Annotated in this window: 20 protein-coding genes; 3 read left to right on the top strand and 17 right to left on the bottom strand. The window is 37.4% G+C overall.

The features are described from left to right. Window positions 1-296: 296 nt before the first annotated feature. The 6 genes from TY13_RS19645 to TY13_RS01860 all read right to left on the bottom strand — a co-directional run bounded on the left by TY13_RS19645 (window position 297) and on the right by TY13_RS01860 (window position 8343). Entirely contained in the window at window positions 297-3656 is a 3360-nt protein-coding gene (locus TY13_RS19645; RefSeq protein WP_052344199.1) for an S-layer homology domain-containing protein, read from the bottom strand. A gap of 667 nt (window positions 3657-4323) precedes the next feature. Beyond that, window positions 4324-5043 (bottom strand): WecB/TagA/CpsF family glycosyltransferase, encoded by a 720-nt coding sequence (locus TY13_RS01880; protein WP_042470961.1) that lies wholly within the window; start codon window positions 5041-5043, stop codon window positions 4324-4326. Window positions 5044-5119: 76 nt separating this feature from the next. Beyond that, window positions 5120-6388, bottom strand: a complete 1269-nt coding sequence (locus TY13_RS01875; protein ID WP_042470960.1) for a nucleotide sugar dehydrogenase — start codon at window positions 6386-6388, stop codon at window positions 5120-5122. A gap of 211 nt (window positions 6389-6599) precedes the next feature. Continuing rightward, window positions 6600-7430, bottom strand: a complete 831-nt coding sequence (locus tag TY13_RS01870; RefSeq protein WP_042470957.1) for a flagellin N-terminal helical domain-containing protein — start codon at window positions 7428-7430, stop codon at window positions 6600-6602. A gap of 144 nt (window positions 7431-7574) precedes the next feature. Then, window positions 7575-8036, bottom strand: a complete 462-nt coding sequence (locus TY13_RS01865; RefSeq protein WP_042470955.1) for a hypothetical protein — start codon at window positions 8034-8036, stop codon at window positions 7575-7577. A 73-nt stretch (window positions 8037-8109) separates the two neighbouring features. Next, window positions 8110-8343, bottom strand: coding sequence for a PD-(D/E)XK nuclease family transposase (locus TY13_RS01860; protein WP_042470953.1), 234 nt, complete (start codon window positions 8341-8343; stop codon window positions 8110-8112). 111 nt (window positions 8344-8454) lie between these two features. On the opposite strand from TY13_RS01860, the gene TY13_RS01855 reads away from it, so the two are divergent. Next, window positions 8455-10020: a hypothetical protein gene (locus tag TY13_RS01855; protein WP_042470950.1), complete on the top strand. Its 1566-nt coding sequence runs from the start codon at window positions 8455-8457 to the stop codon at window positions 10018-10020. An 11-nt stretch (window positions 10021-10031) separates the two neighbouring features. Beyond that, window positions 10032-12782 (top strand): DEAD/DEAH box helicase, encoded by a 2751-nt coding sequence (locus tag TY13_RS01850; protein ID WP_042470947.1) that lies wholly within the window; start codon window positions 10032-10034, stop codon window positions 12780-12782. A 162-nt stretch (window positions 12783-12944) separates the two neighbouring features. On the opposite strand, the gene TY13_RS01845 is transcribed toward TY13_RS01850, so the two are convergent. Then, window positions 12945-13364 carry a single-stranded DNA-binding protein gene (locus tag TY13_RS01845; RefSeq protein WP_042470944.1) on the bottom strand — a complete coding sequence of 140 codons (420 nt, stop codon included), beginning with the start codon at window positions 13362-13364 and terminating at the stop codon, window positions 12945-12947. 384 nt (window positions 13365-13748) lie between these two features. Between TY13_RS01845 and TY13_RS01840 the strand changes: the two genes are divergently transcribed. Next, window positions 13749-14177: a YwpF family protein gene (locus tag TY13_RS01840; RefSeq protein ID WP_042470942.1), complete on the top strand. Its 429-nt coding sequence runs from the start codon at window positions 13749-13751 to the stop codon at window positions 14175-14177. Window positions 14178-14375: 198 nt separating this feature from the next. Here TY13_RS01840 and TY13_RS01835 read toward each other — a convergent pair whose 3' ends face one another. From TY13_RS01835 to spoIID, 10 genes are all read right to left on the bottom strand, one after another. Further along, window positions 14376-14717 carry a hypothetical protein gene (locus TY13_RS01835; protein ID WP_042470939.1) on the bottom strand — a complete coding sequence of 114 codons (342 nt, stop codon included), beginning with the start codon at window positions 14715-14717 and terminating at the stop codon, window positions 14376-14378. A gap of 97 nt (window positions 14718-14814) precedes the next feature. Then, entirely contained in the window at window positions 14815-15198 is a 384-nt protein-coding gene (locus tag TY13_RS01830) for a hypothetical protein (RefSeq protein WP_042470936.1), read from the bottom strand. A 345-nt stretch (window positions 15199-15543) separates the two neighbouring features. Further along, window positions 15544-15981, bottom strand: a complete 438-nt coding sequence (gene fabZ, locus TY13_RS01825) for a 3-hydroxyacyl-ACP dehydratase FabZ (protein WP_042470934.1) — start codon at window positions 15979-15981, stop codon at window positions 15544-15546. 150 nt (window positions 15982-16131) lie between these two features. Then, window positions 16132-16410 (bottom strand): DNA-directed RNA polymerase subunit beta, encoded by a 279-nt coding sequence (locus TY13_RS01820; RefSeq protein ID WP_042470931.1) that lies wholly within the window; start codon window positions 16408-16410, stop codon window positions 16132-16134. 19 nt (window positions 16411-16429) lie between these two features. Continuing rightward, entirely contained in the window at window positions 16430-17266 is an 837-nt protein-coding gene (locus TY13_RS01815) for a flagellar hook-basal body protein (protein WP_042470929.1), read from the bottom strand. A gap of 15 nt (window positions 17267-17281) precedes the next feature. Further along, window positions 17282-18121: a flagellar hook-basal body protein gene (locus TY13_RS01810; RefSeq protein WP_042470927.1), complete on the bottom strand. Its 840-nt coding sequence runs from the start codon at window positions 18119-18121 to the stop codon at window positions 17282-17284. A 24-nt stretch (window positions 18122-18145) separates the two neighbouring features. Next, window positions 18146-19147 (bottom strand): rod shape-determining protein, encoded by a 1002-nt coding sequence (gene mreB, locus TY13_RS01805; RefSeq protein ID WP_042470925.1) that lies wholly within the window; start codon window positions 19145-19147, stop codon window positions 18146-18148. Between the two features lie 372 nt (window positions 19148-19519). After that, window positions 19520-19786 (bottom strand): sporulation transcriptional regulator SpoIIID, encoded by a 267-nt coding sequence (locus TY13_RS01800; RefSeq protein ID WP_042470922.1) that lies wholly within the window; start codon window positions 19784-19786, stop codon window positions 19520-19522. 91 nt (window positions 19787-19877) lie between these two features. Continuing rightward, window positions 19878-20540, bottom strand: a complete 663-nt coding sequence (locus tag TY13_RS01795) for a M23 family metallopeptidase (protein ID WP_042472318.1) — start codon at window positions 20538-20540, stop codon at window positions 19878-19880. 56 nt (window positions 20541-20596) lie between these two features. Continuing rightward, window positions 20597-21481, bottom strand: coding sequence for a stage II sporulation protein D (gene spoIID / locus TY13_RS01790; RefSeq protein WP_042472317.1), 885 nt, complete (start codon window positions 21479-21481; stop codon window positions 20597-20599). Window positions 21482-21633 lie beyond the last annotated feature (152 nt).

The raw sequence follows: 21633 nt of genomic DNA, 5'->3' as shown, positions 1-21633 counted from the left end.
TTGTGGCATTTGCTCTGTGTAAGGAAGATTTATAGAATAATTTCTAGTGCTCAAGTGTTAGTAATTAACTTCTTTGGATGCCTATTTTAATTAGTTTTCATATTAGGTCATTTTCAGCAGAAGCTTTAAAATTGCTCTTTATCAAATGGGGCTGGTCAAGTATTCTCCAAAATAGTTCTACACTGTTTATATTTATCTATCTGTGAATAGTCCATAAATATTAATAAGAAAAGGCTTTGCGATTTCTCGCAAAGCCTTTTAAAGTTACTTCTAAATTTATTTTAAATAAATATTGATTAGAAGTTATTTGTAATTGTTACTGTAGTTGCATCAGCAGGATTTTTGATAGCGTTATTTGTACCAAGTGTAATAGTAGTTACTACAGTTCCAGATACAAATACAGGTTGACCAGCATCAAGCTCGATTACAACTGAAGTTTTAGCAGTGTTAAATGATTTAACAGTTGCTGTTGTGCCGTTAACAGTTACAACATCACCAACTGCCACGTTAAGAGCACTTGAGAATGTTAATGTAAGTTGTTGTTCGTTACCTTCTACACCAACAACACCGTTGTTAACAGTAGTATCAGCAGCACCATTTACAGCATAAACGAATGCAGTACCATTAGCTTTACCAGTTAAGACAACATCGCCAGCAGGATTTACTGTTGCAGTTACATCACCATTAGCTGCATTGATTTTAGCTGCTAAATCTGCTGCGTTTTGGTAGTAAGCAGTTTCTGTTGGTCCAGCTACTGTAGCAAATTTATAAGTTGTATCGTTAACTTTAATTTCATTACCTACAGTATTGATAGTAGAGTAAGTTACAGTTGCAGTTGCAGCAGTTGAAGCTGTTCCAGCAACTGGTTGTTTAGTGATTGCAGCAGCTGTTAATGTAGATGATTTTTCATCAAATTTAACAGGATCATCTCCAGAAGTACGAACAATCTTAACTGTTACTTTACCTTCTGAATCTTTTAAGTAAGTTGCAACAACACCTTGGTTAGCAGCTGCAGCTACTTTTAATTCATTAACAAATGCATCGAAGTTTGCAAGTTCTGCACCGTTTTGACCAAAGAATTTAGCATCTTTAACAGATACAGCTTTTTTACCAGCAAATGTTAATTCTTGTTTAGAAGTGTTAATTGCTGCAATAACACCAGTGTAGTTGTTTGGTACTTCAGTAGTTGAAGTAAATGTAGCTTCTGCATCTTTAGCTGTAAATGCATAGTCTTTACCATCAGTATTAACAGCAACACCTGTAGCAATTACTTTTACAGAAGTAGTTTTACCATCAACTGATACAACTTCTAAGTTTTTAGCTGGAGTAACAACAGTGCCAGTTGAAGAAATAGTAGCTTCATAAGTTACTGTTAGGCTACGGTTCGGTGAAACAATTTCATCACCAATTTTGATATCGTTAGCACCTGTATTGAAGATTGTGTAAGTTACTTTCTTCACAGGAATACCAGCGATTTTTTTACCACTTTGGTTTACTAATTCAGCAGCGAATACTGCAACGTCAGTACCATCAAACTTAGTTACTGCTTTAGAGAAAGTAGTATCTGTAGATTTGTAAGCTTTAATTGCTGAACCATCAAGGTATGCATCTTGGAAGTAAGAAATTGGTGCGATTGCTTTTGGTTCACCTTCATCTAAGCTACCTTGTTTAGCATCAGAAGTATTAATATCAATCCAAGCGATTGGTGTTGCGTAATCATTTACTAAGTCAGAAGAAATAACAAATGTTGCTTCACCTTTATCGTTTGTTTTAACTGAAATTTGTTTGCTTGACATACCATTTACAGGTGTAGTTGGGTAATATGCATCATTATCTGCATCAACAAATTTAGCTTGAGTATTTGTTGAGATTACGCGATCTAAATCTTCGTTGAATGCAACGTTAACGATTTCGTTTTTCGCTACTTTACCGTCTTTGTCTTTTACAACGATTTTATATTCGCGACCGTTTGCAGCATAACGTGCAGCAACTTCGCCACCTTCACGAGTTAACTCGATTTTGTATTCAGCTTGAACTGCGCCAAATGTTACTTTAGCTGTAGAAGCTTGTAAAGCAGATGCTTTATATTTTTGGTTTGATTCGCCAGTAGCGTTGTTTAAAGCATATACAACTGGAGTTACAGCTGCGTTTACGCCAGAAACTGTGAATGTTGCTTCACCTTTTGAATCTGTAGTAATTTGTGCAGCAGATAAAGAAGTACCGTTGCTTAATTGTAATGCTTTAACACCGTTAACTGTAGCGTTTGCTACTTTATCAGATGTAACATTCATGTTTTCTAAGAAGCCAACATTGAATGTTTGATTTGATACAGGTAAACCTGTTTCTGGGTGTTTGTAAGTGATTTTGTAAGTTTTGTTAGCACCATTGTTAATTGTTGCGCCTTCAGTTACTTCTGTGATAGCAAGAATTGTATCTACACCCCAGAATACATAACCGATAGCGAATTTAGAACGGTCACCTGTTGCATAAGCAGTTACTGTATCATTTACATGACCGTAACGAGTATAAGTGAATGTTGCAATACCTTCTTCGTTAGTTACTGCTTCACCAGTTACAGTTGGGTATACACCGTCATTGTTTTGGTTTGGTACAGAGAAAGTTACAGGGATACCAGCTTTTGATTGACCATCAGCTACTGTTACTTTTGCTTGTACAGCTACTTGTTGACCAAGTTTACCTTGTACTGAAGATGATACTAATTCAACTTTAGTTGGTAATACAGCAGAAACACCAGTGAATTTACCGATTTCTTTACCGTTTAAAGATACTACGTATTCTTTACCGCCTTCTTGAGCAGCAGTTGTTAATACAACTGTTTTGTCAGAAGCTTGCTTTTTAACAACGTTTTTCACGTCTAAACCAGCAATTGTGAATTTGTAGTCTTCAATGTTGCCGATTGTTTCATCTAAAGTAACTTCAACAGTTGTGTTGTTGATTACTTTGATTGCGCCAGTTGTAGCTTCAGCACCTGTGAAGTCAGCGTTGATTACGTTGTTTAAGAATGTTGCGAATTGACCACGAGTTACTGTGTTCTTTGGTAAGAAGTTAGCAACTGTAGTGATGTCGTAGAAGTCTAATACATCGATAGCTGAACGAGCTTCTGCTTTAGCAGCGTTGATGTCTTTTACTTCACGAGCGAAATCTTGAGAAGCAACATAAGCTTCAAGATTTACATCATTTAAAGTGTTTACCATACGCACAAGTACGATAGCCATGTTTTCACGAGTGATTGGATCACCAGCTAATAATTTACCGTTAGAGCCAGAGAATACACCAGCGTCAGCAACTACTGCTGCATATTTTAATAATTCTTCGTTAGATTTAGAGTTTAAATCTGCAAAACGTGGGTTTGAAACAGCATCAGCTGGAATTTCAAAACCTTGAGTTTCTAAGTATTTACCTAATAATTTAACTACGTCAGAACGAGTTAATTCTTTGTTAGGTTTGAATGTACCGTCTGGGTATCCAGAGATAACTTTAGCATCAACTAATGCGTTGATAGCCTTTTCGTGTGTGTTACCAGCGATATCGCTTAAGCCTGCAGCAGAAGCAACTGGTACGATTGCAGATGCTACTAATGTAGCTGTCGCAGCTGTTGCTACGAATTTTTTGTATTTCTTTGGTTGGTTAGCCATTGAAAAATTTCCTCCTCATATTTCAAGTAATCTCTTAGTTACCAACTATTTTAAAAAATAGCACGGATAAACTAACTACACATAAATTCTAGTAGTATACAATTACAATGTCAATCCTTTTTTCAAACAAAAGTTTTTAAACATTCTTTGCATGCCTAATAGCGTTATATGTGACTAGTTAAAAAGGTAACTTAGAATTCCTTATATTATGACATAAAACTACCACAGAAAACAACATTTTCTTGTTAAATATATTTAGAATGCTATATTCGCCTATTAGAATATTCGAATTTTTAGTATTTTTATGACTTCAAGGGGGTATTTTTTATAAAATCGACACAAAAATATCACTAAGGCATAATTGAAGTGTTTATGAATTTTATTTTCCAAGTGGATTTTTTAACGTACAGTGATAATATATTTTCCTGTGTTGGAATTTATGCAATGTATTTTCCAAAAATTTTTACGGCACAACAAAGAAGAAGGTTTAAGCATTTGCTGCTTAAACCTTCTTCTTGGGCTACCAACCGTTTTTTTCCTTGCAGGGAAAATTTTAAACTCTTTATTATCATAAGAGGAAATCTTACTATGGATACAGTGTAACACTAACATTACAATTTAACAATCTATTATTACAAAGATTACACAATATTTTTTTAGAGCGTGCTTATTTTTTCTTTTTACCCCTTGCTACTTCTAGTAAAAAGAGCGGTAGCGAAATTTGTCGTTTTATGCGGTGAGGTTCCTTCATTAGGCGATAAAACCACTCCATCCCCACTTTTTGGAATACTTCAGGAGCACGCTTGACATTGCCTGCTAGTACATCGAAAGAGCCACCAACTCCTTGATAAATCGTTGGATGGAGCTGGTCACGATTAGCATTAATCCAATTTTCTTGCTTTGGCGAACCCATTGCGACAAACAATAAATCCGGCTTTGCTTCATTTATTTTTGCTAACACTTTAGCGTTGTCCTTTTCGTAGCCATCTTGAGTTCCTACTATATTAATGTTCGAATACATTTGTTGAAGCTTTTCTGCTGCTTTATCTGCAACTCCTGGTTTTCCACCATATAAGAAGATTGGCTTGCTGCGCTTTGCTGCTTCCTCACATAGACGCATCATCATATCGACACCTGTCACACGTGATGTAATTTGCCCTTTTTGAATTTTTGAGGCAAGAATAACGCCGATGCCATCTGGAATTTGGAACTCTGCATTGTTAAGCAACTCTTTTAATGCTGGATCTTCCTTTGCTTTAATAATCTTCTCTGGGTTAATCGCTACGATTAAAGATTTTTTCTTTAATTCGATTTGTTCAAATACAATTGGCAACAACTCATCGTAGCCTTCTGTATTGACCTGTATGCCAAGTACTGTTTCTTTCATTGCATTTCGTCCTTTCATTTTTAGCAATTATAACATTTGTGTTACATTGAAAAAACAGTGTGCATTTAGCACACTGTTAGTTTTTTGCATCCCCAAGTAAATGGAATTGGTAACCTGCTTGCTCCCAATTTGCACGGTTTAAACAGTTTTTCGTATCGAATACAATTTTATTACGTGACGCAAATGTTTGTGGATCTAATGCTTTGAATTCATTGTGATCCGTTAGACATAATAAAATATCCGCAGCAGCTACAACTTCCTCAAAATTTTGCGTCTGTGTTGCATGTTTGTTTTCTTTAATATGTGGGTCAAATGATACGACGTTTAAGCCTAAGCTTTGCAATTCATCAATCACAATTGTTGATGGGCTTTCGCGCATATCGTCTACATTTCCTTTAAATGCTAAGCCTAACACACCAACAGTTGCGCCTGCAATTTTGTTTTGATTTAAAATCGCCTGCGTTTTTTGCGCTGTATAGCTTGGCATGCTATCGTTCGTATTACGTGATAAATGAATAATTTCTGCTTGTCCACCACCGATTTCCACTAAAAACCATGGGTCTACTGCGATACAGTGGCCACCAACACCAGGTCCAGGGAAGTGAACATTGACACGTGGGTGGTAGTTGGCAAATTTGATTGCTTCCCAAATATTCACATCTAACTTTTCTGCCATTTTCGCCAGTTCGTTAGCAAACGCAATATTAACATCACGGTACGTGTTTTCCATTACTTTTACAAGTTCTGCTGTCGTCGCATCTGTTAAATGGATTGTTCCTTCAACAAATGTTTCATACAATTCCTTCGTTAGTTCTGCTGACTTTTCATTAATACCACCAACAATGCGATCATTGTTCACAAGCTCCTCAAAAATGCGACCAGGAATTACTCGCTCTGGTGAATGCGCTACATAAATTTGTGTACCGATTTCTAATCCTGATTTCACTAGTTCTGGCAACATGATGTGTTCCACTGTTTTTGGAGGTACCGTTGATTCTAAAATAACTAAATTACCTTCCTTAATATAAGGTACAATAGAAGCAGTTGCTTGGCGCACATATTCTAAGTTTGCTGTATTATCTGGGTTAATTGGAGAAGGTACTGCAACAATAAACACATCCGCCTCTTGTGGCATAGTTGATGCTGTCAATAGCCCGTTATCTACAGCTTTATTTAGGCGCTCTTGTAAGCCTTCTTCCTCAATATGTAGCTGCTTTTCCTGTATGCTTTTTACCGCAGCTGGATTTAAATCTACTCCATGTACTTTTACTCCATGGTTTGCAAACATTACTGCTGTTGGCAAACCAATATATCCTAAACCAACAACACAAATTGATTTTGTCATGCTCGTTACTTCCTTTCATTATCAAAGAGCGAGTATATATATTATAATAGACGCTTTTGCTAGCAAAATGGTTCGAAAACCTACTGTTTAACAGTATACAACTTTTTAGCTCATCTTGTGAAATATTATTACATAAATTGTGTAGATGCGCATGTAAAAATGGCAAAAAAGAAAACCGACTAAAATCTTAAGATTTTAGTCGATCCTCTTATTATTTACGTCTCGTATCTAACAACATTAAAACTGATTGTGCTTGCTGCATATGTAAACGCAACACATATTGGCTCGCCTGCAGCAAAATATTCGCCTTCACAAAGTTCATCATCTCTTTGGCAATATCGGCATCACGGATACGTGACTCCGCGTCTGTTAAATTTTCTGCCGTATTCATCACATTATTGTATGCATGCTCCATTCGATTTTGATACGCTCCCATACGTGAACGCTCCATCGATACTTTATGCAATGCATCATCAAGCTCCCCAATCGCTTTATCTGCATTTTCACGAGTTAGAATGTCAGAGTCATCAAGACCAAGTTTTGTTGAGCTCATGCCACCTATATATAAATCAATTGTTTGTCCCGAATTAGCACCTGCTTGAATTTTAATTGGCTTATCTTCATGATCACCATTTAACAATTTTTTTGTATTGAATTCCGTTTGTTGTGCTGAGCGAGTAATTTCCTCTTTCAGCTGTTGGAATTCTTGATTAATTAACTCTCTATCTTTATCTGTCAGCGTATCGCTTGCCGCTTGCACAGCTAGCTCACGCATGCGCTGAACCATTGCATGTGTCTCGTTAAGAGCTCCCTCTGCAGTTTGCACGAGTGAAATACCATCTTGAATATTTTTACCAGCCATATTTAAACCGCGAATTTGGGCACGCATTTTTTCAGAAATGGCTAAGCCTGCTGCATCATCTGCGGCACTATTAATCCTGTATCCTGACGAAATACGCAATAACGCTTTGCTCGAAGCTGCATAGTGACGATTCATATTATTTAAAATTGAGTACCCGAGTGAACTCCATTGACCTAACATCCGTCGCCCTCCTCCTTAGTTTTTATTTATATCGGGTTGTTTTCCGGAATGTTTACTAGGAAGGGAAAATGTGGGGTGGTGTTGAAATTAAATTTACTTCTACTTAGAAGTAAAAAGCATCTTTCCGTACTTCTCGGAAAGATGCTATAACATACCTCGTTGCTCTAAATGCCAAACTAAATTGTAAAACATTGCCTCATTGCGCTCAGATAATGCATAATCAATTAAGCGCTCCGCATTTTTCCCTTCTAGTTCACGAATAATAGAAGAAGTTTCATTATCGGACTGCGATATATCCTCCGTTGCTGTACCTGCTAATTTTTCTTCAATAATTGGTAATAAATAATCATACATATTAGATATAAGTAAAAGCTGATAAAGGGGTATACGTATAAAACGGCTACCATTTTGAAATACGAAAACATCTGAAACATTTTCTATCTTATACGTTTTTAAATTGACTACCATTTCCTTTCCATCTAGAGGAATAAAATGAAACAATTCATCCTCCTTTATAATCGAAAGGTGTTGATAAGCAAAAACAAGACATAGCTTTGCTCCAGCCACCCTCGTATACAATGGCTTCATAAACTGGATGCGAATCACAGTCGACCTCCTTAAATCTTTCCGCTTTCATTACAGTCTATTTTCTCCATCCATTAACGATTTCAAACATTTTTTATTGACACTGCCTTCGTAATTGTTTGTCTTCCTCATATTCTCCACCAAATTCTTTATTGATGAAGAGAATTTCTTGCACATTATTTCGCCCTGTCCTTTGTAAAATAGCGTTCAAAAAGACAACCGTTATTTGTTTATTACGCTTGCTGCCAAACAATTGTTTAAAGGCGAAATCAATTTTTAAATCGAGTAGTTTTTCTAATGGAATACGACGTAACGCTTTTTTATTCACTTGTTTCACCTTTCTGTTATTTTAACATACTTACATTGAGGCATACGGCTTACGTTTACTCATTTTTCGGGGTATAATGGAAGGAACGACTTTTTTAGGGGAGATACTATTATGGCTTTATCAATATCCGATGTAGCACGTCGACATTCGGTGTTTATTCGTCAACAATTGGAGGAAATGGAGCGTTTATTGCAACCTTCATCGGTAGAAGATGAGGAGCTAGTGCGCCGCGCTGTCTTTTCTGTACGAAATAAATCTGTGCTTTTTGAGCGTTTTCTTCCACAAAAAGATGTGCTATTTACTGTTGTACAGGATGTGCGTCCTGCTGAAGTGACCGTTGATTTTGAACAACAACTTATTATATGTACCTGCCCTCAACAAAATTGCTGTCGCCATAAACTTGGCGTTATACTTGGACTTTATCAATATTTAGGCTCTGTGCAAGAATGGACTAGTAAATGGCGAGCACAAAAAAATGTTCACTTGAAATCTTTAGCTACTGAGCGTAGCCCTGAAAGCTGGCAACGTATGGTGGACGAAGTAATGCAGCATTTGTTGCATGGGGCTAAAGCAATTGAAAGCTATTCCATTTCTGCATTGTTAACAACTACACATTCAAAATTACAGCGCTACACACCGCTTGAACGGGAATGGCAGCCGCTATTCAAATTATTTATGGAGCTATCTGTTTTAAATAAACTTTGGTCTCATTTGAATCGCACAGACTCGTCAATCAATAACCACTATTTTGAAGTAGCTATAAACAGTCGACTTGAAACTGTACAAACAATAGTGTCTGAACTAGGGGCAAAATCACGTCTATTTGCAACAGACCCATTTTATGATGCAATACAGGATAGCGTACGAGAGCTTCTTTTTGAAAGAAGTGGACAGCCACAAATACGCTTTCAACTTTATCTAATAATTTGGACTGATGTTTTTAATGAAAAAAACCGCTATGAGAAAGAATTGTTTCTATTAGAGAAACTCCGTACGGATAGCGATTTCCCAATAGCTATTAGCCCGACACTTTTTTATGTTCTTCTAAGAAATAGTGAAAAGCTTGATGAACAGCTGTCTGACTTAGATACACAACACCTTCATTTTTATATGCTTATTGCACAGTTAGCATCGAAGCATTATATGGAAGGGCTGCAATCATTATTAAAGGCGATGCTACCATATTTGGAGGACTTTATTCACCATGTACTCGCACCCCAACATCGCCCATCATTTATCAAAGAGGTTAATGCTCTATATTCAAGTATTGCCATTTCTGAGCAGGAGGCCGTTGTTCTTTACCAAGCGTTTGGTCGCTACGGTATACAACCTTATGCAGACTTTTTACTGAGACAGGAGCGTTATGACGAATGGGTAGCTCTTCAACAATTATTTCCTTCTTCAATTAGCTATTTGGAAGCACGCGGCTTAAAAACCGTTGTTAATGAATCACCCGCAGACGCACTACCGCTTTATCATTACTATGCGTTAGAGGAACTGCGCCAAAAATCACGTCTGAACTATAAACAAGCTATTCGTATTTGGAAATCAATGAAAACTGTTGCTAAAAAAGCTGGTAAAATGACGTATTGGACCAATTACATGCAAACTGTGCAAAAACAATATAAACGTTTACGCGCATTACAGGAAGAACTGGATAAAAGCAATCTCATTTAAGGAGTTTTTATATGACCTACACTCTTACATCACCTTTTGTAAAGTCACTACGCCTAAAAATTAGCCAGCTTCAAAATGGCTATTATTCTGTAATGGCTTTACATGAGGATGGTTTAATTTCCCCTCCTGCAAGTTGGGTATCACAAATATTTTATAAATATGAAGCGAATTTTTATGGGCTTGCTGTACCGCTAGATGAACGCGATATTACACTCTCAGCAGCTGAGCTATTAGATGTGTTATCCCCTTCCTTCAAACACCCTTTACTCAACATTATTGGGGCGGATGCTTCATCTAAAGCTTTGCTTGAAACTTTCCAAAAGCTTGTTCCACAATGGACGAGTAATGAACTTTGGCAAACTGCGTCCTTCGGTGAACAAACGTTACAGTTTGAGCAGGATAAAGAACAAATTTTAGCTACTGCTGCTACGCAGAAGCTTCTAAATAGTGGACTGCAACTTGAGCAAGTACAAGAGCTTGCTCCATTTTTTGCGAATGGTGGCTGGCCGCTACAAAGTGAGCATGATGTAAATGGCTTAAAGGTCGCCTTACGATTAAGTGAGCCAAATGAAATAAACGAGCATTGGCTTTTAGAGTCCATTTTAATTACACCAACAGAAAAGCATTGGACACCTGCCATACGGAAACGTTGGCTGCCAATTGAGGATGCTTTACCTGATAAATGGAGAGCTTCTTCAACTGATATCGCCACAATCCAACAGCAAATTGCTTCATTGCTGTCATTGGAAAATTTAACACATGAAAGTTTTATTTATCGTGAATTAACAGATACACAAGTAAAGCTTTTTTTACGTAATGATATTGCAATTTTACAGACGCTCGGCTACGAAGTTGTTTTACCTGCTTGGCTAAAAGAGCTAAAGCAATCGAAAATGCGTGTGCAAGTGAGCGCAAATCAAATATCTACACGTTCTGTTGCAAGCCTTGATGATATTCTAACGTTCAAATGGCAGTTTTCAATGAATGGTGAAAATATTTCTGCTGAGCAGTTTCAAAAACTTGTAGAAGAAAAGCGCGAATTTATGCGCATTGGTACAGAATGGTTCCGCATCGATGCAAATTGGATGCAGGAAATGCGTGAACTCATGGATAAAGCTACCCATGAGCAATGGACAGTTAAGGAGCTATTGTTTAGAGAGTTACCTGAAACTTTAACAGCACCATTAGAGGAGCTTGATGAAGATGATGCAGAGCGCGATGACCCAATACTTGCATTCGAAATACAAAATTCATTACAGCAATATTTGCAGCAACTACAGGAAAAACAGGGCCTACCTAGTGTCCCTGTCCCTATGCAGTTAGAGGCCGAGCTACGTCCATATCAGCAGCAAGGCTTTGAATGGCTTGTCTTTATGCGTGAACAAAAATTTGGTGCCTGCTTAGCTGATGATATGGGGCTTGGTAAAACGATTCAAACAATTAGTTATCTTTTATATACAATGAATACATTAGACGCTAATGAACCTGCCATTATTATTTGCCCTACTTCTGTACTAGGTAATTGGCAAAAAGAACTTGCGCGTTTTGCCCCTTCTTTAAGCATCTATACTCATTACGGAGTAAATCGTTTAAAAGATAGCTCACTCCGTGATGAGATTAAGCGCTCGAAACCACAAATTGTGCTGTCAACCTATGGAACTATTTCGCAGGATGCAGAATTCCTACAATACTTAAACTGGTCAAGCATCATATTAGATGAAGCACAAAATATTAAAAATATGCAAACAATGCAATCACGTGCTATTCGTAAGCTACGTGGTGAGCATCACATTGCATTGACAGGAACTCCCGTAGAAAATCGTTTATCTGAGCTATGGGCAATTTTTGACTTTATTCATAAAGGCTATCTCGGTAGCTTTACGAAATTCCAGGAGCAGTTTATTTTGCCAATTGAGCGTGATGACTCTGAGCAACATAAGGAGCAACTACGTGCGAAAATTCAACCATTTTTACTACGTCGCACAAAACGCGATTCAGATTTAATGCTAAATTTACCTGATAAACAGGAAATGCAAGAATTTTGCCCATTAACAGCTGAGCAGGCCGCATTATATGAAAGCTATATTGAGGATACTGCAGCACAGCTTGAGCAGTTAACGGGCTTTGAAAAAAGAGGTCGCATTTTAAAAATGCTAAATAAATTAAAGCAGCTATGTAATCACCCTGCTCTTTATTTAAAGGAGCCTTTTGATGATGCTGAGACAATGCTTAGCCGTTCTGTAAAGCTAAAACGCATTGTAGATTTAACAGCTAAAATTGTTGGCAACGGAGAACAATGCCTAATCTTCACGCAGTATATTGGCATGGGTAATATTTTACAACATTGCTTTGCTGAACTGTACGATATTGATGTGCCATTTTTAACTGGCAGCATGCCAAAGCAACAGCGCGATCGTTTAGTTGAAGCTTTTCAAGCGAGGGAATTTCCAATTTTTATTTTGTCGTTAAAAGCAGGGGGAACAGGGTTAAATTTAACAGCTGCCAGCCATGTACTACATGCCGATCGCTGGTGGAATCCAGCAGTGGAAAACCAAGCGACAGACCGCGCATATCGAATCGGGCAAACTCAATTTGTACAAGTTCATAAATTTATAACCATTGGTACAATTGAAGAAAAAATCGATAAAATGCTAACTGTAAAATTAGCCTTATCAGAGGAGCTAATTCAATCGAGCAAGTGGCTTACTGAGCTCCAAGATGAGGACTTGCGCGAACTTTTCTCTCTGGATGTAGTGAAATAATTTTTAATAGCGTCCTATCTTTGCGCCAAAAGATAGGACGCTTTTTAAGTTCTCTACATTATTCAGTTGTATTTTCCAAAGAAATTGCTATGCGGATAAGAGGTAATTTTTCACTCCTTTACATTTGTTTTAAGATAGAAGTTAGTTTTGTGGAAGTTGTTTCTAAATATTTATTGGCAGTGAGTCTTCTGGTAACACGAAATGCTCTGTCACGTGCTGCATTTTATTTGTGGACTCCTCAGTCACATCTGTTGCTGGCACGCTTTGTTTTAAAGCATAAAATCGGACGTTTTCAGCAACAACATTCATCGCAAAGACACGGTTATTTTCTTTGTTAATGTAAGAGCGTGTATGTAAGCGCCCATTAATACCAATTAAAGAACCTTTACCGCAATATTTCACAATATGTTCTGCTAGCCTTCCCCATGCGACACACAAAACATAATCTGCATCTACACTGCCTTCGTTATTGCGGTAATTGCGATTAATTGCTAAAACAAAGCTTGTTTGAGCTTTTGTATCAGATAGCTGCCGTAGCTGTGGATCTTTTGTTAAACGTCCAACAAGTCCGATTTGATTCATTTGTTCACCTCCTTTGTTAGCACTAATATACTCTATCGTCATTTAATTTGGCAAAATCTGAAAATTGATATTTATTGTAGTTTTGGCATCCAAATTTAATTTTTTGACTCTTTTTTTCAATTGTTTTGGCTATTTTTACATGTGCCGACCCTTGCCTGTACAAGCATTTGAAGAAATATGCACAAATAATAAGTTTCGCATTTTTTGTATGTTATACTAAAATCAAGTGAAACCATACTGATTGTTAGTTGTCCCCATCAAATTTATACTAACAATTTGTCCCATATAAAAATTCCCCTTATGCTTTGAAGCAGGGCTTTTCTTTTGTATCTTACATTACTACCTGTTAAGACAGGATTTACTTTTTTGAAGGAGGATGTGCGTTTGAAAACTTTTAAATTAATGGCATTTAATTTACTAAATGAAGACACTATACAACCGATTCATATAATTGATGGATTGACGATTAACTTAGAGGATAGCCATCAATCATGGGTACTTGAGCTGTTTATCCCCAATGAGTACTATTCAATTTTTAAAACACTGCAAGAAAATAATACCGTGTTTGACGCACATGCTGTTATCTCCTTTCCAGATAATGAACCAGCGCCTTTTTCTTTAATTGTCAGCGCGATTTCTGAAATTGGCGATCGATTATCTGTATTATTAAAGGGGACGATTAAGGCACGACGCCAAAAGTATGCTGAACTATTATTGCAACAATTATTAGAAGAAAACTTGTCCAATGACGAGTTGTTGCAACGTTTTCAGCATGGTATGAAGGAACGGCCTAAACTAAGTAGACAACAGTAATCGTGGAGTAATAATTAATAACGCCTCGCCTAACTCTTGTCCAGATTTTTTCGAGCCAAGTGAAAGCTAACCTAAAACCGTCACGTCATGTGACAACAGTTAACTGACCTATGTCGTGCAGGCCTCCCTTCAACATCTGTCACAGATATTAGCAACAGAAAAAAACCAAAAGTGTCAGAAACACTTTTGGTTTTTCATTTAGCGAACGTTTCGACGTGTTGGTTCTTCGATGACTTCTTCCTCATCTACACGACGTTCAATTACACGGTCGTCATTGATTACACCATCATTTGGTGCAACACGATCAACCTCTACGCCATTTCGATCGTTGCGTAGTGCTGGAGGCACTGTAGTGTTCGGTGTTGCATTATTGATGTCATTATTGTAGCGAGGTACATGATTATTATCGATAACATCGTTCACCCCACGACGAATTTCCTTGGCTGGTGTATCGTAATTCATCGCATTACGATCACCTGTGTTACACCCAGCTAATAATGCTGTTGCAAGTAAAGATGCTACAAACAAACCCTTCCACATAAAAAATTCCCTCCTTTCCATGGACTCATCTGATCAATACTTGATCGTTTATTAGAGTACCCGAGAATGGAGGGAACTATCCGAAAATTTTATAGTTCTATTTTAATTTTTCTTTTAATAATTGCTCAACATACGCCGCCTCTGCTTTACAGTCGTATGTGTAATTTGTGCCTAATTTTTTTTGCATTTTGTCAATGGAGTCGATTTGCTTCTTTGTTGGCTCTTCTCCTAAAATTTTTGTAATTACTTCATCCACTTTTTTTGCAATTTCATTATGAAATTCTTCGCTTACTAATACTTCGTGAGGTACTTTATCGAACCAAGCAGCGTTTTCTGTGAAATATTGTTGCCAGCTTGCCATGAAATCTTCCATTGAAAATTTATCTTCATCCCAATCAATGCTCGCTAAATAAAGCTCAAATGATGTGGAAATTGATCGTGTAATACTTATTTTTACACCTGAAGACAGTTCCTTATACATAAAAATTTAAACCTCCTACGTCTAAAAGCCAACCCTTTCAATCAATTACACTCCAGCTAACCCAAGTCCAGATTTTTTTAGAGCTTGTGCATGAAAACTCTAAAAAACCATAACCTCTGCCAGAGGCTTCATCTTGATTCAGCAGGAGTTTGAACACCTACCTAAGAAAATGCAATATAAATATTTGTATTCCGCCTATAACTTCGCTTTTATACAAAAAGATATGTTATTGATGCTTCGTTTTCACAGCAAAAAATATTACTGAACTAAAATAAATCAACTTATACATCTTATAACGTTTTCGTTATAAATGCAAATAGTACTAGATTATCTGCATTTGCCTAATTATTTAGGCTGTACTGGCCCGATTGCGAATAAAATGTCAGTCTCACAAACTAGCTCGCCATCCACAGTGGCAACAGCATGACCTTTGCCCATTTGACCGCGAAGTTTAACAAATTCAACTTCCATTTTTAATTGATCTCCTGGCACTACTTGGCGTTTAAAGCGACAATTATCTATGCCTGTTAAAAAGACAATACGCCCCTTAAACTCATCTGAGCTTAAAAGCGCAACGCCACCTACTTGCGCAAGTGCCTCTACAATAAGAACGCCTGGCATTACTGGGTAGCCTGGGAAATGACCGTTAAAAAAGTCTTCATTAACCGTTACGTTTTTAATACCTACCGCACTCTTTCCAACTTCGACTTCTAAAATGCGGTCAACTAATAAAAATGGGTAACGGTGCGGTAAAATTGCTTGAATTTGTTCTGCATTTAACATAAAAAATTCCTCCACTCGTCTTTACTATTATGTATTTATTACACTTCAGCTAACCCTTAACAAACCTGTCTAATGCTGTTCCTCTATTTTCATAAGGCTTGTGCTATATTCTATAAAAGAAAGCGGCATGCGCGTAGTATGCGCAATGCCCTATTCTTTTCCTTCAATAATGTCAAGTATATGTTGCCAAGTGCTCCACTTTAATGCATCGCTTGCTTCGCCGCCTCCAAGTAAGCCATAGCCAATCATAACACCGCCTATTGCCGCACCAGCTAATAGTGCTAATATCAGTACAATTCGCAACCAAATTGGAATTAAGCGTATTTGTACCCAACGTATTCTTCTAGAAGTTTCTTTTTTCTCCACTTCTCCATTACGTCTACTTCTTTTTTTGGGGGCTACATCTTGTTCATTGAATTCGTTCGTCATTTATTGCTCTCCCTTATGCTTATCGAATACCGTTAATGAGCCCTAGCATTTGGTCTGCAAGTGTTACTGCACGTGAATTGAATTGATATGAGCGCTGTGTTGCAATTAAGTCTGTCATTTCCTTTGAAATATCCACATTTGACATTTCTAATGCTTGGATGTTCAAACCTATTCTTGCGCGATCTGCTCCTTGTAAATCCGTTAAAATATCTGCTTGCGTATAGCCAAGTGCTGCTACATTAGTAGGTAAACCGATATATGTACCACTAATCTGCTCCATTACTTGAGGCTTTTGTAATCTTGTTACTGCTAAATCTACTGTCATTACATCACCATCTGGATAGTTCACATTTAAACGACCATTTGGAGATAACGTAAAGCCTGTTGCGAAATCTGGGAAGTAGATAGCATTCCCATCGCTATCTGCGACCGCATGTCCATCACCATTCACTAACATCATCTGCCCGTTTTCCATCGGCGTTACATAAAAATCTCCTTGACGTGTATATACTGTACGCTGACCGTTGCCATCAGGCATTATAATGTTGAAATATTGATTTTCCTCTGTAAATGCAAAGTCAAGATCGCGTCCAGTTTGCTGTAATGAGCCTTGCTTTTGATTTGATTGGATTAATGAAACATGTGCTCCAACACCGTAGCGAATACCTACTGGAGATTGGCGTAATGTTTTATCCAATTTATCGTTATTGTATTGCTGGTAAAGTAGCTCTGAAAATTGCGCATCTTTTGCTTTATAGCCATGTGTGTTACTGTTGGCAAGGTTGTTACTAATTGTATCTAACTTCGTTTGTAGCTGTGTTAATGTGTTTGTTGCTGTTACCATTGTACGTAGCATACAATCATCCCTCCATTACACTTTCCCAATTTCATTAACTGCTTTTTCCATGCTGCGATCATATGCTTGAAGAACTTTTTGATTTGCTTCAAATGCACGATATGCCGTTAATAAATCTGTCATTGAACGTGCAGAATCTACGTTAGATGCTTCTAAAAATTTATGGCTTGTTGTAAATGATACACCTGCTTGTCCATATGCTGATGGTAATACACCTTCATCAAGCATTCGATATAAGCCATTATCCTGTTTCATTAAAACATCTGGATTTTCAGAAAACGCAACACCAATTATTGCAACTTGTGTGCCGTTCTCATCTAAAATCGCACCTGTATTTGTAATTGTAATATTATCATTTGCTAGCTGAATACGCTCGCCAGTATCAGATAGCACATAAAGTCCTTGTCCGTTTACCAGGTTACCTTGTCCATCTAATGTAAAGTTGCCATTACGTGTATAAGCTTCTCCACCTGTCGGATGCTGAAGACGGAAGTAAATAGCCCCTTGATTGCCAGATGCTTCGTCAATCGGTAACGTAATATCTACTAACGCTACGTCTGTTGGTATGTCTGTTGCTAATAAAGAGCCTTGTGCATTGTTAGCAATTGTTTCCTGCAAGTATACTCCCGTTGTTAATGCGCCAATCGGGTTTAGTTGCTTTAAAGCTAAACCTTTTTCTGTTGGTATATTTGTTGCTCCCTTTGCTGATAATAGCATATCTGGGAATGAGCGAATTGTTGATTGATCTGCTTTGAAGCCTGGCGTATTTGCATTTGCCATATTGTTTGTCAATATTTCTGTGCGGCGTTGCTGTGCAAGCATGCCTGAAGCTACCGTATAAAATCCTTTAAACATAAAGCACACCTCATTTGCTATTCGTTATTCCGTTGTTGCACCTGCTGAACGGTCAATGTTATTTAACATAATACCTGTACCGATTGCAACACAATCCATCGGGTTTTCTGCTATAAATACAGGTACTTTTAGCTCTTCAATTAATAACTGATCTATACCATGAAGCAATGCACCACCACCCGTTAAAATAACTCCTCGATCAATAATATCTGCAGATAACTCTGGTGGTGTTTTTTCTAATACATTTTTAGCTGATTGTACAATCATTGATACTGATTCATGTAATGCTCGTTCTATCTCTGAAGAATGAATTGTAATTGTTTGTGGTAAACCTGTTACCATGTCACGCCCGCGGATTTCCATTGATTCATCACGGTTACCTGGAAATACTGTACCGATTGTCATTTTTACAGCTTCTGCTGTACGCTCTCCAATTAGTAGTTTATATTCTTTTTTTATGTATTGCAAAATGTCATTGTCAAATACATCGCCTGCTACTTTTATGGATTCGCTTGTTACGATGTCACCCATTGATAATACAGCAACGTCTGTCGTGCCTCCACCGATGTCAACTACCATATTACCACTCGGTTGGAAAATATCCATTCCTGCGCCAATTGCCGCCACTTTCGGCTCTTCTTCTAAATATATTTTCTTACCACCAGATTTTTCAGCGGCCTCACGAATTGCTTTTTGCTCTACACTTGTAATGTTTGTAGGACAGCAAATTAAAATACGTGGCTTTGATAAAAATCCTCGTACATTTAATTTATTGATGAAATGTCGTAGCATTGCCTCTGTCACATCAAAATCTGCAATAACTCCATCTTTTAAAGGACGAATTGCTACAATATTGCCTGGCGTACGCCCAACCATTTGTCTAGCCTCTTCACCGACTGCTAATACTTTACCCGTCTTTTTGTCCATCGCTACAACAGATGGCTCATTTAATACAATACCTTTGCCTTTTACATGGATTAGAACATTTGCCGTTCCTAAATCAATACCAATATCTTTCGAAAACATTCCCTTAGTTTCTCCTTCCGCCAATTCAAATCTTTACGTACGCCATTATATTTTTAGGAGCTATTGAAGCAATTCCATTAGCTCTAAAAGCCAAAAAAATTTTTTATTGTTATTCTTAAGCCAATCTCAGTACTCTCGATTTTTTCAATTACTAGGTAACTAATCACAAATAATGAATGACCCTAAGAATTACAGACAGTTATTAGAAAATGTTAATGAATATTTTACTTTCTAACAGTCCCTATTTTATATTTAGTTATCTAGACTATTTTATCACAATAAGCAAGTAATTACATCCTCTTTTATGGTAATGTATTCCCTAAAAATGTAATCAAAATAGAGAAAAAGCACTTAGATGAACATTAGTATCATCTAGGTGCTTTGTTCGTGTTGCTTCGATTGCCATTTTTTCTTCGTTGCTTCTCCACCGCGCAAGTGACGGATGGATTTATGATAGGCTAAAATTTTTTTTACTTCCTGTGCAAGAGGCTCGTTAATAAGTATAAGCCTTTCTGTTAAATCCTTGTGCACAGTACTTTTAGAATAACCTGTCATTTTAGCTAAAGTGCGGACTGTTTCTTTGGTTTCGATTAGCAACTCACCCAGCTGAACACAGCGACGCCTAATATGTTCGTGCACGTTCCCTTCCTTTCTACTTAGGATGTAAGAATGTGCCATAGCTTAGTAGTATGTTTCTTCACCTTATGAGTCGTCCGCCACTATTTAGAACTTAGAATGCAAGCAATTTTCGCGGATTGATTGCTTCACCGTTTTCCAGCACCTCAAAATGTAAATGAATACCTGCTGACGGATTCCAATCATTTTCTGTTGTTGTTGCTAATGCTTGCCCTTGTATAACTTCATCGCCTTCTTTAACAACGATATCAGTAATTGAGCTATAGCGTGTTTCTAAACCATTTGCATGCTCTACAGTTATGCTATTTCCTGTAAATGCATCCATCTTTACTTTTGTCACAACACCACTCATCGCAGCAAGCACTTCAAAAGGCTCACTATTAATAGCGAGTGACATACCAGATGATGTTGAAAATGTTTGCTTAAATACAAGCAAGGCATTTTCGCGCGTTTTTGCATCTGCAGATAAATCATAAAAATCCTGAAGTACTGTCAGTTGATTTATTAACGCTTCATCAAATGGATATTTCAAATTTTCTTGCACTGCATTTGTTTCAATAACTGGCTGCTGTTGTGGAGATTCTTCCTTCGCAACGCTTTCTGTTAGTAGGCGCTCTTCCTGTTTTGTAACAAGCGCATTATAGCTAAACATAAGTGCTAATACCGCAAGTGCAATACCTGCATAAATAGCTGGCCAAAACCATGGCTTTTTTTGTAAGTTTTTCGGAGAAGGTTTTAAATTTTTTTCCTCTCGCATGTTCATCACCTCTGAAGCTAGTGTGAACAAACTATACAAATTTTAAACACTCCTGATTACTTTTTTGTACAAACATTGCCAATTGTTGTTTGTGGATAGTAATGAGTGATTATTTGCTCTGTTGTTGCACTACTTTGCGCTAATTCATTTGCCCCATATTGACTCATTCCTACACCATGCCCATAGCCTTTCGTTATAATAGCGATATCATTGCCATCTTTCATTAAGGTAAAATCTGTTGAGCGCAATTGCAGTTGCTCTCTGAAATCACGACCGCTAAATTGTTTTTTCCCAATCACAGTTTGAACACGACCTGAGCTATTTCGCTCAAGTTTGAGCGCTAAAAAATCCCCTTGTGTCCAATTTGTTTGTAGCTTGTTATTAAGTTCTGCAACAGTCATTGTAATTGTTTGGCTACTTTCCTCTGGGGATGTAACGGACTGTAAATAAGGTAGGTCATGTCCACTATAATTTTTCGCTGATTCTGTAACACCGTTTGATGAAGCATGGAACATCGCAGAAATCGGTTCTCCATCATATAGTATCATTTGACCTGCTGTTGCTTGTACGGCATCGGTTATCTTTTGTTCGTACTGTGCAAAAGCAGTTAGCCACTTTTGCTTTCGTGCTTTTTCATTGATAAAAACCTGATGCATTGTTGTTGGCTTAATTGGTTTTTGACCGTAATTGGTGTTACGTATGACATACGTGCGTGCAGCAATAGCTTGAGCCTGTAGCGCAGTAGAGTGAAAGCTAGCAGGCATTTCTGCAGCAACAACACCTATTAAATATTGCTCTAATGAGACACTTTGTGCCTCACCTTCAATTGTAATGAAAATTTCACAAGGCTCTGGTGCTTGCTTTTGTTTTTTGTAATATAGGAGTGGCACAGTAAAAAGGAAACAGATGATGAAAGTAATAATTATAATGTTTTTTTTCATACGCCATTGTATGTAGCTTATAGATAATTTATCTACAACTAGCAAATGTTTTTTTACATGAAAACGGAGCTGAAGGGTATGTACGAAAATGAAGCATCGACGACAACATAGTAGGTATCTTCCTTAGGTTAACTCCCATTCCAGATTTAATC

The sequence above is a fragment of the Bacillus ndiopicus genome, assembly GCF_000612805.1.
In the GTDB taxonomy this organism is placed as follows: Bacteria; Bacillota; Bacilli; order Bacillales_A; family Planococcaceae; genus Metasolibacillus; species Metasolibacillus ndiopicus.
The sequence above is the reverse complement of the archived record's forward strand: the minus strand, read 5'-3'. Positions and strand labels throughout refer to the sequence as shown.